The sequence below is a fragment of the Streptomyces sp. NPDC025721 genome, assembly GCF_055558595.1.
This window is the reverse complement of the sequence record NZ_JBVHMF010000032.1, coordinates 1-12534: the sequence shown is the minus strand read 5'-3', so window position 1 is coordinate 12534 and position 12534 is coordinate 1. Positions and strand designations below refer to the sequence as shown.

The 12534-nt window shown below is 72.5% G+C and carries 17 protein-coding genes; 4 read left to right on the top strand and 13 right to left on the bottom strand.

What is annotated here, in order from left to right; genetic code table 11:
- Positions 1 to 82: 82 nt before the first annotated feature.
- Both ACZ4EF_RS31910 and ACZ4EF_RS31905 read left to right on the top strand, forming a co-directional pair.
- The gene (locus ACZ4EF_RS31910) at positions 83 to 1027 is read left to right on the top strand and encodes a hypothetical protein (protein WP_355334020.1); all 945 of its coding nucleotides are present in this window, start codon (positions 83 to 85) and stop codon (positions 1025 to 1027) included.
- Between the two features lie 65 nt (positions 1028 to 1092).
- Positions 1093 to 1725 (top strand): TIGR03085 family metal-binding protein, encoded by a 633-nt coding sequence (locus ACZ4EF_RS31905; protein ID WP_355334023.1) that lies wholly within the window; start codon positions 1093 to 1095, stop codon positions 1723 to 1725.
- A 70-nt stretch (positions 1726 to 1795) separates the two neighbouring features.
- On the opposite strand, the gene ACZ4EF_RS31900 is transcribed toward ACZ4EF_RS31905, so the two are convergent.
- Positions 1796 to 2167, bottom strand: coding sequence for a MarR family winged helix-turn-helix transcriptional regulator (locus ACZ4EF_RS31900; RefSeq protein WP_467507634.1), 372 nt, complete (start codon positions 2165 to 2167; stop codon positions 1796 to 1798).
- A gap of 48 nt (positions 2168 to 2215) precedes the next feature.
- On the opposite strand from ACZ4EF_RS31900, the gene ACZ4EF_RS31895 reads away from it, so the two are divergent.
- Positions 2216 to 3037: a zinc-binding dehydrogenase gene (locus tag ACZ4EF_RS31895; protein WP_467507633.1), complete on the top strand. Its 822-nt coding sequence runs from the start codon at positions 2216 to 2218 to the stop codon at positions 3035 to 3037.
- Positions 3038 to 3070: 33 nt separating this feature from the next.
- On the opposite strand, the gene ACZ4EF_RS31890 is transcribed toward ACZ4EF_RS31895, so the two are convergent.
- The 3 genes from ACZ4EF_RS31890 to ACZ4EF_RS31880 form a co-directional block, all read right to left on the bottom strand.
- The gene (locus tag ACZ4EF_RS31890) at positions 3071 to 3565 is read right to left on the bottom strand and encodes an FBP domain-containing protein (protein WP_355334029.1); all 495 of its coding nucleotides are present in this window, start codon (positions 3563 to 3565) and stop codon (positions 3071 to 3073) included.
- Between the two features lie 52 nt (positions 3566 to 3617).
- Positions 3618 to 4943 carry an MFS transporter gene (locus ACZ4EF_RS31885; protein WP_467507631.1) on the bottom strand — a complete coding sequence of 442 codons (1326 nt, stop codon included), beginning with the start codon at positions 4941 to 4943 and terminating at the stop codon, positions 3618 to 3620.
- Between the two features lie 61 nt (positions 4944 to 5004).
- Positions 5005 to 5613: a helix-turn-helix domain-containing protein gene (locus ACZ4EF_RS31880; RefSeq protein WP_391044010.1), complete on the bottom strand. Its 609-nt coding sequence runs from the start codon at positions 5611 to 5613 to the stop codon at positions 5005 to 5007.
- Between the two features lie 109 nt (positions 5614 to 5722).
- Here ACZ4EF_RS31880 and ACZ4EF_RS31875 point away from each other — a divergent pair, with 109 nt between their 5' ends.
- Positions 5723 to 6325: an O-methyltransferase gene (locus tag ACZ4EF_RS31875; protein WP_391159744.1), complete on the top strand. Its 603-nt coding sequence runs from the start codon at positions 5723 to 5725 to the stop codon at positions 6323 to 6325.
- 57 nt (positions 6326 to 6382) lie between these two features.
- Here the strand turns inward: ACZ4EF_RS31875 and hisF are convergent, their stop codons facing one another.
- From hisF to ACZ4EF_RS31830, 9 genes are all read right to left on the bottom strand, one after another.
- Positions 6383 to 7138, bottom strand: a complete 756-nt coding sequence (gene hisF / locus ACZ4EF_RS31870) for an imidazole glycerol phosphate synthase subunit HisF (protein ID WP_355334040.1) — start codon at positions 7136 to 7138, stop codon at positions 6383 to 6385.
- Entirely contained in the window at positions 7135 to 7539 is a 405-nt protein-coding gene (locus ACZ4EF_RS31865; protein WP_355334043.1) for a Rid family hydrolase, read from the bottom strand. Before ACZ4EF_RS31865 ends, hisF begins: the two co-directional genes overlap by 4 nt.
- Positions 7536 to 8261 (bottom strand): bifunctional 1-(5-phosphoribosyl)-5-((5-phosphoribosylamino)methylideneamino)imidazole-4-carboxamide isomerase/phosphoribosylanthranilate isomerase PriA, encoded by a 726-nt coding sequence (gene priA, locus ACZ4EF_RS31860; RefSeq protein ID WP_355334046.1) that lies wholly within the window; start codon positions 8259 to 8261, stop codon positions 7536 to 7538. The genes ACZ4EF_RS31865 and priA overlap by 4 nt, the downstream gene beginning before the upstream one ends.
- A gap of 110 nt (positions 8262 to 8371) precedes the next feature.
- Complete coding sequence (hisH, locus tag ACZ4EF_RS31855; protein WP_401313450.1) at positions 8372 to 9019, bottom strand: imidazole glycerol phosphate synthase subunit HisH; 648 nt, start codon at positions 9017 to 9019, stop codon at positions 8372 to 8374.
- Between the two features lie 14 nt (positions 9020 to 9033).
- Positions 9034 to 9186 (bottom strand): hypothetical protein, encoded by a 153-nt coding sequence (locus ACZ4EF_RS31850; protein WP_188280531.1) that lies wholly within the window; start codon positions 9184 to 9186, stop codon positions 9034 to 9036.
- Positions 9183 to 9776 carry an imidazoleglycerol-phosphate dehydratase HisB gene (gene hisB / locus ACZ4EF_RS31845; protein WP_355334053.1) on the bottom strand — a complete coding sequence of 198 codons (594 nt, stop codon included), beginning with the start codon at positions 9774 to 9776 and terminating at the stop codon, positions 9183 to 9185. The genes ACZ4EF_RS31850 and hisB overlap by 4 nt, the downstream gene beginning before the upstream one ends.
- Entirely contained in the window at positions 9773 to 10930 is a 1158-nt protein-coding gene (locus ACZ4EF_RS31840; protein ID WP_355334055.1) for a histidinol-phosphate transaminase, read from the bottom strand. Before ACZ4EF_RS31840 ends, hisB begins: the two co-directional genes overlap by 4 nt.
- Entirely contained in the window at positions 10915 to 12228 is a 1314-nt protein-coding gene (gene hisD / locus ACZ4EF_RS31835; RefSeq protein ID WP_467507627.1) for a histidinol dehydrogenase, read from the bottom strand. The genes ACZ4EF_RS31840 and hisD overlap by 16 nt, the downstream gene beginning before the upstream one ends.
- Before the next feature lie 96 nt (positions 12229 to 12324).
- Positions 12325 to 12534: integrase core domain-containing protein (locus ACZ4EF_RS31830; RefSeq protein WP_467507625.1), on the bottom strand; the 210-nt coding region annotated here is incomplete at its 5' end.

The following is a 12534-nucleotide window of genomic DNA, read 5'->3' as shown; positions in this document are numbered from 1 at the left end:
ATAACCGGCAAAGAGGGCAAGTGAGTTGACCACCATCCGGTTGTCGCTCGCTCATGTCACCCGTATGGGGCATCCTGCCTGCATGGGTTTTCCACCACCGCCGCAAGAAGGACCGCCGCCGCCTCCGGATCAAGGAGGCGGTTTCGGGCCACCGCAGGGCTTCGGCCCCCCTCCTCCCCCGCCGCCCGCTGACGGCGGCTATGGCTATCCGCAACAAGGCGGCGGTCAGAACTACGGTTATCCGCAGGAGCCGACGCAGGCCGCGCCGGGTCCTTACGGCCAGCAGGGCTACGGTCAGCAGGGCGGCTACGGCCAGCCGGGCCCGCCCGGACCGCCCGCCCCGCCCGGTGGCTACGGCTACCCGCAGGGCCCCGGCGGCTACCCGCCGCCCCCGCCGCCGCCGAACAACACCAAGCGCAATGTGCTGATCGCGATAGCCGCGGTCGTGGTGATCGGCGGTATCGGCACCGCGGTCGCCGTCTCCGGCGGCAGCGACAGCAAGAACGACGCGAAGCCGACGCCGTCGATCAGCGGTCTGCCGTCAGGACTGCCGTCCATGCCGTCCTTCACGGAGCCGACGCCCAGCTTCACGCTGCCGTCGGACACCCCGACGTTCGACACCCCGACCGACGACCCGTTCACCGACTTCCCGAGCATCACCCCGACCGAGAAGGTCGTGCCGTACGTGGTGCTCTCGCCGGGCAAGTGCTTCGACGCGCCGACCCTCACGCCGACCGTCGACACGGTGACCACCAAGTCGTGCAGCTCCGCGCACGACGGCCAGGTCGTCGCCAACGAGACGCTGTCCGGCACCTTCAGCACCGACTCGGAGATCCAGTCGAAGGCGCTGGAGCTGTGCACGGCCGACGCCAAGAAGCACCTTCCCGCGGACGGGCGGCTGTACTACCCGTACGCGCTCTTCCCGAAGCTGACCACCTACGAGCTCCAGGGCCGCAAGACGGTGACCTGCTCGCTCACGCTCAACAACGGCACCAACAGCAAGAAGCTCTACGCTCCGCTGGGCTGACGCCTCACGGGGGCGGCAGGGGCGGGGAGCGGACGTATCGGCCAAGGGGCCGTTAATCTGGGGTCATGTCGACACATGCCCAGCGCGAACGTCTGCTCCTCGCCGATCTGCTGGAGCAGTCAGGACCCGACGGCCCGACGCTGTGCGAGGGCTGGTCCACCCGCGACCTGGCCGCGCACGTCGTGGTACGCGAACGGCGCGGTGACGCGGCGGCGGGGCTTGTCATCCCGCAGCTCAAGGACCGTGCGGAACGGGTCCGCAAGGAGTACGCGCGAAAGCCGTACGAAGAGCTGATCCAGCTCATCAGGACCGGCCCGCCGCGGATGTCGCCCTTCACCATCAAGCAGGTGGACGAGGCTTCCAACACCGTCGAGTTCTACGTCCACGCCGAGGACGTCAGGCGTGCCACGCCCGACTGGACGCCGCGTGCCATCGACCCCGTCTTCGCCGACACGCTGTGGGCCCGGCTGGAGCGTGCCGCCCGGCTCGCGGGCCGCCGCTCCCCGGTCGGCCTGGTGCTGCGCCGTCCGAACGGCCAGACCGCCGTCGCCCGCAAGGGCTCTCCCGTGGTGACCGTGACCGGTGAGCCGTCCGAGCTGACGATCTTCGTCTTCGGCCGCCAGGACGCCGCCGAGGTCGAGGTGGACGGCGACAAGGACGCGGTGGCGCGGCTGTACGCGGCGAAGCTCGGACTGTGACGCGGTAGCCGGCAGCGCGTCCGCCGCCCTGGCGGGCGAGGGCCCCTCGGCCCCGTCAACCCTGGGCTTCTCACAGCGCGCTGTTGCCGGACACCACAGCGCTCGCCAGCACGGACAGGGCGGCGCGCTGCTCGTCGGCGAGGCCGGCCGCGAGCGCCCGGATCCGCCGGTCGGCGTCGGCCTCCAGCGCCCGGGCCGCCGCCCGCCCTTCGTCGGTCAGTGACACCTGTACGGCGCGGCCGTCGTGCGGCGCGGGGGTGCGGCGGACCAGACCGCGGCGCTCGGCCCGGTCGACCAGGCCGGTGATGCTGGATTTGTCCAGCTCCAGATGGCGGGCGAGTTCCCGCATGCCCGGCTCCCGGTCCCTGAGCACGCCCAGCAGGCGCAGCTGGATAACCGACAGGCCCAGCTCGGCCGCGACCTTCCCCAGCGCGTTCTGCACGAGGAACGAGAGCTGCGCCAGAGCGTCGACGATTCCCAGGTCAGCCGCGTGCGCGGGCGGTTCGTCGGGCGCTCGTGCGGACGGTGCGGCGGGGGCGGCGTCGGGCGGCTGGCCGACGGCAGCGCGGTGTACTTCGTGGCCGACGACGACGTGCCCGGCACCATGGCCGAGCGGGCGCTGGTCGACCCGCGGCGCGCCGTACCGCTGCCCGCGGACGCCGACCCGGTGGTCGTCGCGGCGGCGATGAACCCCGCCCTGTCCTCGTGGGTCGCGCTGCGCCGCCGGATCTCCTTCCGTGCGGGCCAGAGCGTGCTGGTGCTCGGCGCGACGGGGAACGCCGGGCAGATGGCCGTCCAGATCGCCCGGCACCTCGGCGCCGAGCGAGTCGTGGCCGCCGGGCGGGACGCCGACCGGCTCGCCCTGCTCGGCGGCCTCGGCGCCACCGACGTGGTCTCCCTCGCGGGCGACCCCGAGGAGGCCGCCGACCGGCTCGGCGAGGCCGCGGCGGACGTGGACGTCGTGATCGACTACACCTGGGGCGCGCCGACCGAGCGGGCCCTCCCCGCGCTGCTCACCCGCCGCACCGACCGTGCCGCCGCCCTCGACTGGATCCAGATCGGCTCCACGGCCGGACCCGACATCACCCTGCCGTCCTTCGTCCTGCGCGCCGCCAACCTCCGCGTCATGGGCAGTGGCCAGGGCTCCGTCACCGCCGCGGGCATCGTCGCCGAACTTCCTTCGCTGGTCGCTCGGCTCACGGCCGGGGTCTTCTCCGTCGCGGCCGACGCCGTATCCCTCTGCGAGGTCGAGCGCGCCTGGACGGCTCCCGTCGAGCCGGGCCGCCGGCTCGTCCTCACGCCGACCGCGTGACCCGGCTTCTCCGGCGCACCGCCGTTCGTCCGGCTAGGCGACGACCTTGGCGAGGAAGCCGTCGAGATTGCGGAGGGTGCGGGCGATCTGTTCGTCGAGGGTGAGGGTCTCCTCGAGCCGCTTGACCAGGACGGAGCTCTTCTTGCCGCGGACGTAGAGGGAACAGGCGAGGTCGGCGCACATGTAGAGGGCGACGGTGTTGCCCTGGCGGCCGGCGGCGCCCGCGAGCGGGGCCGCCAGGAGGTCGACGCCGCCGCCGGAGTGGCCGGTGAGGCAGAGGGAGCAGAGGCTGCTGCGCATCAGATTGCGCCGGGCGCCGGGGGCGATCCGCAGGACGATGCCCACGGGTTCGTCGCCGGGCCGCACCAGATAGGCGCGGTCGCGGGCGCCGGGGTCGCGCCAGCCGAGGAAGTCCAGGTCGCTCCACGGCAGGTCGCCCAGATCCCTGGGCAGGCTGATCCGCTTCGCCTCCCCCTTGGAGCAATTGACGAACGAGCCGCGAATCTCTGCATCACCGAGCGGGTCCATGAGCGCGAAGCTAACAGGAGGCCCCCGCGCACGTCACAGCATTTTCTCGGCGTCAGTCCCGGCCCGCGGTCACCGGCTCGGCGGCAGCCGTCACGTCCGCCGCCGGGCGCGGCGCCGGCTTCCCGCGGGGAAGTTCCGCGGTGCGGATCGCGGGGGTGCCGAGGCCGACGACGCCTCCGGTCATGGTGAGGACGGCGCTGGTGAGGAAGACGGGGGCCGGGCCCCAGGCGGCGACGGCGGCGCCGAAGAGGGGGTAGGCCAGGGGGGCGAGGCCGAAGCTGCTGAGGCTCATCACCGAGGTGACGCGGCCGAGGTAGCCGGGGTCGGCCGCCGACTGGATGAGGGCGTACGCGAGGCTGCCGCAGATGCCGCAGAACAGGCCGCTCAGCGCGGCGACGGCGACCGCGAGGGCCGGCGAGGGCGCCACGCCGATCAGGCCGACGCCCGCGGCGCCCGCGAACAGGGCGCCGATCTGGACGGCCCCGGCCCGCGGCAGACGGCCCCGTACGGTCAGCAGCAGCGCGCCGCACCCGGCGCCCGCGCCGAAGCCCGCGATGATCCAGCCGTAGCCGGACGAGCCCCAGCCGCGGTGCTGGGCGAGCAGGATCATGCCGACGTTCAACGGGCCGACCAGGCCCAGTTCGCAGATGGCGGCGGACAGGACCAGCGGGCCGACGAGCCGGTGGCGGCGGACGTACCGCAGTCCGTCGAGCAGATCCCGCCAGGCGCTCGCGCCCTCCTCGGGCCCGTCGCTCCCGGCGGGCGCCTCGGGCAGCGGGCTCATGCGGGTGGCGATCAGCAGCGGTACGGAGACCGCGAAGAGCGCGCCCGCCAGGGCGAAGGCGGCCGTGGCGCCGCCGAGCCCCATCGCGAGGCCGCCGACCGGCGGTCCGACGATGGTGCCGAAGCGGATGGTGAGGGACCGCATGCCCTGCAAGCGGGTGAGCTGGTCGGCGGCGACGATCCGCGGCGGCAGCGCGCCGACGGCCGGCATGAACAGCGCGTCCACGACGCCGAAGAGCAGCGAGACGACGACCAGCAGCCACAGGCCGGGCGAGGAGAGCGCCAGCGTCGCCGCGGCGCCGAGGATCAGCGCGCAGCGCACCGCGTCGCCGCCGATCACCACCTTGCGCGGCCCGAACCGGTCGGCGATCACTCCCCCGCCGAGCATCAGCACCGCGCGCGGCACCGCGCCGACCGCCATCACCAGGCCCACCTGCGTCGGCGGCGCCACCTTGGCGGCGGCGAAGCCGAGGGCGAGGAAGTAGACGCAGTCGCCGAGCATGGACGCGGTGTACGCGATCAGCCAGCGCAGCACGTTCCCGTCCTTGTGCGCGGGCCTGCCGTGCGGTGTTGCGGGTATCGCGGTCGCCGTCATGGTGGCGGCCCTCCTCTGGTCTCGACGTCGGGTCGGGCGCGGTCTGAGGGGCCTTCCGCGGTCACTCCCGGAACGGGAATCCGTACATCTGCACGGCCACCAGCTCCCGGCCCTCGGTGTCGCCCGCCTCGACCGCCGCCTTGCCGCGGTCGATCCAGCGGCGCATGAGCGCGGTGATCTCCTCGTCCATCTCGTGGAGTTCGGCGGCGCTGAGCCGCGGCATGTACTCGGAGCTGAAGGAGGCGTCGGTCCACTCCCCCGCCCAGGCGGCCTGCTGGGCCAGGTAGCGCTCGTACCGCTCGTAGCGGCTGGCCAGGAGCTGCCTGGTGACCTCGTTGACGACGGCTGCGCCCTCGGGCCGGTCCGTGAAGTCCCCGCTGCGGAAGGAGAATCCGCGCTCGGCGGAGACCTTCCACCAGCGCTCGCGGCCGTCGGTGCTCTTCTCGGGGGCCTCGACGATGAAGCCGTGGGCGGCGAGCTTGCGCAGGTGGTAGCTGACCAGGGACACCGCCTCGTCCACCTGGTCGGCCAGGTGGGAGGCGGTGGCGGCGCCCGAGGTGACCAGGTGGCGGTAGAGCTGGATGCGCAGCGGGTGGGTGAAGACCTTCAGCGCGTCGAGGTCGGTGATGCGCTGGGCCTGGGGCCGGGGGGCGTCGTCTTTTTCTGGCACGACCACCAGCCTAGATAGGAAAGAAAAGTTGCGCAATCTGATTTGCGCAACTTCTCTTTCTCATCTGTTCACCGGCAGTGGACCGGGCGCCCCCGGCAGGATGTCGGGCATGTCACTCGACGGCACCCGCGCGCACCTCCGCGGCCCCGGCGACCTGCCCCCGCTGGTCGAACGCGCCGCCCGCACCGCACAGCAGCTCGGCTTCCCCCACTCCTGCCGCCCCGAGCAGGGCCGCCTGCTGCGCGCGCTCGCCGCGGGCGCCACCCGTATCGGCGAGACCGGTACCGGACTCGGAGTGGGGCTCGGCTGGCTGGTCACAGGCATGCGGGACGACGCCACCGCGGTGAGCGTCGAGCGCGATCCGGGGCGCGCGGAAACGGCCGCCTGGCTGTTCTCGGACCTCGCGCCGCAGGTCACCGTCGAATGCGGCGACTGGAAGGACATCGCCGCGCACGGCCCCTTCGACCTGCTGGTCCTGGACGGCGGCGGCCAGGGGAAGGGGGACGAGGCGGCCGATCCCGTGGAGCTGCTGCGCCCCGGCGGCGTCCTCGTCGTGGACGACTTCACGCCCGCCGACCGATGGCCGCCGCTGCACGAGGGCAGCCCCGATTTGGCCAGGCTGCACTGGCTGGAGCACCCGGCGCTGCGCTCGGTGGAGATACCGCTCGCGCCGGACCTCGCGGCGCTGGTCTGCACCCGCCGCCAGGACTGAGCCGCCGAAAAGCGGAGCCGCCGCACATGGAGAGCGGCAGCCGACGGAAACCCCTGCTCAGCGCACCGGGTGCCCGGCCTCCCGCAGCGCCGTCTTGACCTCGCCGATCCGCAGGTCGCCGAAGTGGAAGACGGACGCGGCCAGTACGGCGTCGGCGCCCGCCGCCACCGCGGGCGCGAAGTCGGCGAGGCGGCCCGCGCCGCCGGAGGCGATCACCGGGACCGTCACCAGCTTGCGGACGGCCGCGATCATCTCCGTGTCGTAGCCGTCCTTGGTGCCGTCCGCGTCCATCGAGTTGAGCAGGATCTCGCCCGCGCCCAGCTCGGCCGCGCGCTGCGCCCACTCCACCGCGTCGATGCCGGTGCCGCGCCGCCCGCCGTGCGTGGTGACCTCGAAGGAACCCGAGGGGGTGCGCCGCGCGTCCACCGACAGCACCAGCACCTGCCGGCCGAACCGCTCGGCGATCTCCCGGATCAGCTCGGGCCTGGCGATGGCCGCCGTGTTGACGCCCACCTTGTCGGCGCCCGCGCGCAGCAGCAGGTCCACGTCCGTGACCGTCCGCACACCGCCGCCCACGGTGAGCGGGATGAAGACCTGCTCGGCCGTACGGCGGACGACGTCGTACGTGGTCTCCCGGTCGCCGGAGGAGGCGGTGATGTCCAGGAAGGTCAACTCGTCGGCGCCCTCGGCGTCGTAGAGCTTGGCCATCTCCACCGGGTCGCCCGCGTCCCGCAGATTCCGGAAGTTGACGCCCTTCACGACGCGGCCGTTGTCCACGTCGAGGCAGGGGATGACACGGACCGCGAGGGTCATCTGCCGGCTCCTCGGTAGGCTTCGATCTCCACCTCGACCAGGACGCGGGAGTCCATGAAACCGGCCACCACGACCATGGTGGCGGCGGGCCGCACGGCCCCGAACAGCTCCCGGTGGGCGCGCCCGACGTCGTCGGCGTCCCTGGCGTGGCTCATGTACATACGGGTGCGGATCACGCTGTCGGGCCCGAGGCCGAAGGGCTCGATCGCCGCCAGCGCGTTCCCGAAGGCGAGCAGGGCCTGTTCGTACGGGCTGCCCTCGCCGCGCACCTCACCGTCGACGAGGGGCATCGTGCCGGACACCAGGACCAGGTCCCCCGCCGCGACGGCGCGGGCGAAACCGATGGTCTCCTCCAGCGGGCTTTCGGACTGGTCGCGCCGTACTGCGGGGGTCTCCGTCATCGTGATACCGCCTCCAGGGCTTCTTCCAAGGTGAACGCCTTGGCGTAGAGCGCCTTTCCGACAATCGCGCCTTCGACACCCCGCGGCACGAGAGTCGCGATGGCGCGCAGGTCGTCGAGGGACGAGACGCCGCCGGACGCGACGACCGGCCGGTCGGTGGCGGCGCAGACCCCGGCGAGCAGTTCCAGGTTGGGGCCCTGGAGCGTACCGTCCTTCGCGATGTCGGTGACGACGTACCGCGCGCAGCCCTCGGAGTCCAGCCGGGCCAGCGTCTCGTAGAGGTCGCCGCCGTCGCGGGTCCAGCCCCGGCCGCGCAGCGTGGTGCCGCGCACGTCGAGGCCGACCGCGATCCGTTCGCCGTGCTCGGCGATGACCTTGGCGACCCACTCCGGGGTCTCCAGCGCGGCCGTGCCGAGGTTGACGCGGGTGCAGCCGGTGGCCAGCGCGGCGGCGAGCGTGTCGTCGTCGCGGATGCCGCCGGACAGCTCGACCTTGATGTCCATCGAACGGGCCACCTCGGCGATCTGCGCCCGGTTGTCGCCGGTGCCGAAGGCCGCGTCGAGGTCCACCAGGTGCAGCCACTCCGCGCCCGCCGCCTGCCAGGCCAGCGCGGCGGCGTGCGGGTCGCCGTAGGACGTCTCGGATCCGGACTCGCCGTGCACGAGGCGTACGGCCTGGCCGTCCCGGACGTCGACGGCGGGGAGGAGTTCGAGCCTGTTCATCGGGTGCGTCCTACGTCGTAGAAGGGAGGAGGTGAAAGCGGACGGTGGAAGGGGGCCAGGCGGCGAGTGAGAGGGACTAACGGGTCGAGCGGTTGACGCGTGAGACCGCGTTAGAGGGTGTCCAGCCAGTTGGTGAGCAACTGGGCGCCCGCGTCGCCGGATTTCTCCGGGTGGAACTGGGTGGCCCACAGCGCGCCGTTCTCCACCGCGGCCACGAACGGCTCGCCGTGCGTGGACCAGGTGACCTTCGGCGCGCGGATCGCCGCGTTGTGCGTGTCGAATTCCCACTCGCGCACCGCGTAGGAGTGCACGAAGTAGAAGCGGGCGTCGGTGTCCAGGCCCGCGAACTGCCGTGAGTCGGCGGGCGGCCGTACGGTGTTCCAGCCCATGTGCGGGACGACGGGCGCCTTCAGCGGCTCGACCGTGCCGGGCCACTCGTCGAGCCCTTCGGTCTCCACGCCGTGCTCGATGCCGCGGGCGAAGAGGATCTGCATGCCGACGCAGATGCCCATGACCGGCCGTCCGCCGGCCAGCCTGCGGCCGACGATCCAGTCGCCGCGTACGCCCTTCAGGCCCGCCATGCAGGCGGCGAAGGCGCCGACGCCGGGCACCAGCAGCCCGTCGGCGTTCATCGCCCGGCCGAAGTCGGCGGTGATCTCCACCTCGGCCCCGGCGCGCGCGAGCGCCCGCTCGGCCGAACGGACGTTGCCGAAGCCGTAGTCGAGGACGACCACGCTCTTGTGCCTCAGTCCAGTCATGTCGGCTCCTCCCGCTAGAGCTGGAGCAGCCCGGCCGCCAGCGCCATCACGGAGCCGATGGCCAGGACCGCGATCATGCTCTTGGACTGCTTCTGCTGCCAGAAGGAGTAGACGCCTCCGGCGAGGAAGAGCCCGAGCAGGATGAAGAGGGTCGAGTACGTGTTCATAGCGCGCCCTTGGTCGACGGCAGGATTCCGGCGGCGCGCGGGTCGCGCTCGCTGGCGTAGCGCAGCGCCCTGGCGAGCGCCTTGAACTGGCACTCCACGATGTGGTGCGCGTTGCGCCCGTACGGCACGTGGACGTGCAGCGCGATCTGCGCCTGGGCGACGAAGGACTCCAGGATGTGCCGGGTCATCGTGGTGTCGTAGGAGCCGATCATCGGCGCCATGTTCTCCGGCTCGGTGTGCACCAGGTAGGGGCGGCCCGACAGGTCCACGGTCACCTGGGCGAGGGATTCGTCCAGCGGGACCGTGCAGTTGCCGAAGCGGTAGATGCCGACCTTGTCGCCGAGCGCCTGCTTGAACGCGGCACCGAGCGCGAGCGCGGTGTCCTCGATCGTGTGGTGCGTGTCGATGTGCAGGTCGCCCTCGGTCTTCACCGACAGGTCGAACAGGCCGTGCCTGCCGAGCTGGTCGAGCATGTGGTCGTAGAAGCCCACACCGGTGGAGACGGCCACCTGTCCCGTACCGTCCAGGTCGATCTCGACGACGACGGACGTCTCCTTGGTGCTGCGCTCCACGCGGCCCACGCGGGTCATGCGGACTCCTCCGTACGGTGGTGCCTGATGTGCTGCTGGTCGCTGTGTTCCTTGACCACGGTCCTGACGGCGTCGAGGAACGCGTCGTTCTCCGCCGGGGTGCCCGCGGAGACCCGCAGCCAGCCGGGGACGCCGTTGTCCCGGACGAGGACCCCGTGGTCGAGGATCGCCTGCCAGGCGGCGTGGCTGTCGGCGAAGCGGCCGAACTGCACGAAGTTGGCGTCGGACTCGGTGACCGCGCAGCCGATCGCCGTCAACTCGGCGACGAGCCGGTCCCGTTCGTCCTTGAGCTGCTGGACGTAGCCGAGCAGTGTGTCGGTGTGCTCCAGGGCGGCCAGCGCGGTCGCCTGGGTGACCGAGGACAGGTGATACGGCAGCCGGACGAGCTGCACCGCGTCCACCACGGCGGGGTCGGCCGCCAGATAGCCGAGCCGCAGCCCGGCGGCGCCGAACGCCTTGGACATGGTGCGGGTCAGCACCAGGTGCGGGCGGCCCTCGATCAGCGGCAGCAGCGACGGGCGGTGCGAGAACTCGCCGTACGCCTCGTCCACCACCACCATCGACGGCTTGGCGGCCTGCGCGGCCTCGTACAGCGCCAGTACGGTCGCGGCGTCCACGGCCGTACCGGTCGGATTGTTGGGCGAGCAGACGAACACCACGTCGGGGCGGCGGCGGTGGATCTCGCGGACCGCCGCGTCCACGTCGATCCGGAACTCCGCGTCGCGCGGCCCGGAGATCCAGCCGGTGCCGGTGCCGCGCGAGATCAGCGCGTGCATCGAGTACGACGGCTCGAAGCCGATCGCGGTCCTGCCGGGGCCGCCGAAGGTCTGGAGGAGCTGCTGGATGACCTCGTTGGAGCCGTTGGCCGCCCACACCTGGTCGCTGCCCACGCGGTGGCCCGCGGTCCTGGACAGATACGCGGCCAGCTCGGTGCGCAGCTCGACGGCGTCCCGGTCCGGGTAGCGGTTGAGCTGCCGGGCGGCCTCGGTGACGCGCTCGGCGATCCGGGCGACCAGCGCGTCGGGCAGCGGATACGGGTTCTCGTTGGTGTTCAGCCGCACCGGCACGTCGAGCTGGGGCGCGCCGTACGGGGACTGGCCGCGCAGTTCGTCGCGGATGGGCAGGTCGTCGATGCCGGTCACGGGAGGTCCCATCCGAAGCGGGCCTTGACCGCGGCGCCGTGCGCGGGCAGGTCCTCGGCCTCGGCGAGCGTCACCACGTGGTGGGCGACCTCGGCGAGCGCGTCGCGCGTGTAGTCCACGACGTGGATGCCGCGCAGGAAGGACTGCACGGACAGGCCCGAGGAGTGGCAGGCGCAGCCGCCGGTGGGCAGGACGTGGTTGGAGCCCGCGCAGTAGTCGCCGAGCGAGACGGGGGCGTGCGGGCCGACGAAGATCGCGCCCGCGTTGCGCACGCGGGCCGCGACGACGGCGGCGTCCTCGGTCTGGATCTCCAGGTGCTCGGCGGCGTAGGCGTCCACCACCTCAAGGCCCTGGTCGAGGGTGTCGACCAGCACGGTCGCCGACTGGCGGCCGGTGAGCGAGGCGGTGATCCGCTGGGTGTGCCGGGTGGCCTCGACCTGGGCCTCCAGCTCCTTGTCGACCGCGTCGGCCAGCTCGGGCGAGGTGGTGACCAGGACGGCGGCGGCGAGCGGGTCGTGCTCGGCCTGGCTGATCAGGTCGGCGGCGACGTAGCCGGGGTCGGCGGCGGCGTCGGCGAGGATCGCGATCTCGGTGGGCCCGGCCTCGGCGTCGATGCCGATCCGGCCCTTGAGCAGGCGCTTGGCGGCGGCCACGTAGATGTTGCCGGGGCCGGTGACGAGGTTGACCGGGCGGCACTCGTCGGTGCCGTACGCGAACATCGCGACGGCCTGCGCGCCGCCGGTGGCGTACACCTCGGTCACGCCGAGCAGGGCGCAGGCGGCGAGGATGGTGGGGTGCGGGGAGCCGCCGAAGTCCTTCTGCGGCGGGGAGGCCACCGCGATGCCCTCGACCCCGGCCTCCTGCGCGGGCACGACGTTCATCACGACGGACGACGGGTAGACGGCGAGGCCGCCGGGCACGTAGAGGCCCACGCGCTGGACGGGCAGCCACTTCTCGGTGACGGTCCCGCCGGGCACGACCCGTGTGGTGACGTCCTGGCGGCGCTGTTCGCGGTGGACCAGGCGGGCGCGGCGGATCGACTCCTCCAGCGCGGCGCGCACGGCCGGGTCGAGCGCGGCCAGCGCGTCGCTCAGCGCCCGCTCGGGCACCCGCAGCCGGTCGACCCTGACGCCGTCGAACCGCTCTCCGTACTCGATGACCGCCGCCGTGCCGCGATGGCGCACGTCCTCGCAGATCGGCCGCACGGTGTTCAGCGCCGCCTCCACGTCGAACTCGGCTCGGGGCAGCAGGTCGCGGTCGATCCCGCCCTCGGGGAAGGCGGCACCGCGCAGATCGATTCGGGAGATCACCCTGCCAAGTGTAGAGACCCGGGCATGGGGGACGTTCCGCGGTTCCACTCCGTGATACGCCGCCCGGGACGGGCCCGCCGCTGTCGCGGGCATGGCCTAGGTGTAGTGACCTGGAGGGTTGTTGACGCGGGTGATGGTTGGCTGGCCGCCGAGTGCGGTGTGGGTGCGGTGGTGGTTGTAGGTGTGGAGGAAGTCTGCCAGGGCTGCGGTGCGCTGGTCGTTGGTGGTGTAGGGCTGTTGGTAGGCCCATTCGTCGAGCAGGGTGCGGTTGAAGCGTTCGACCTTGCCGTTGGTCTGCGGGCGGTA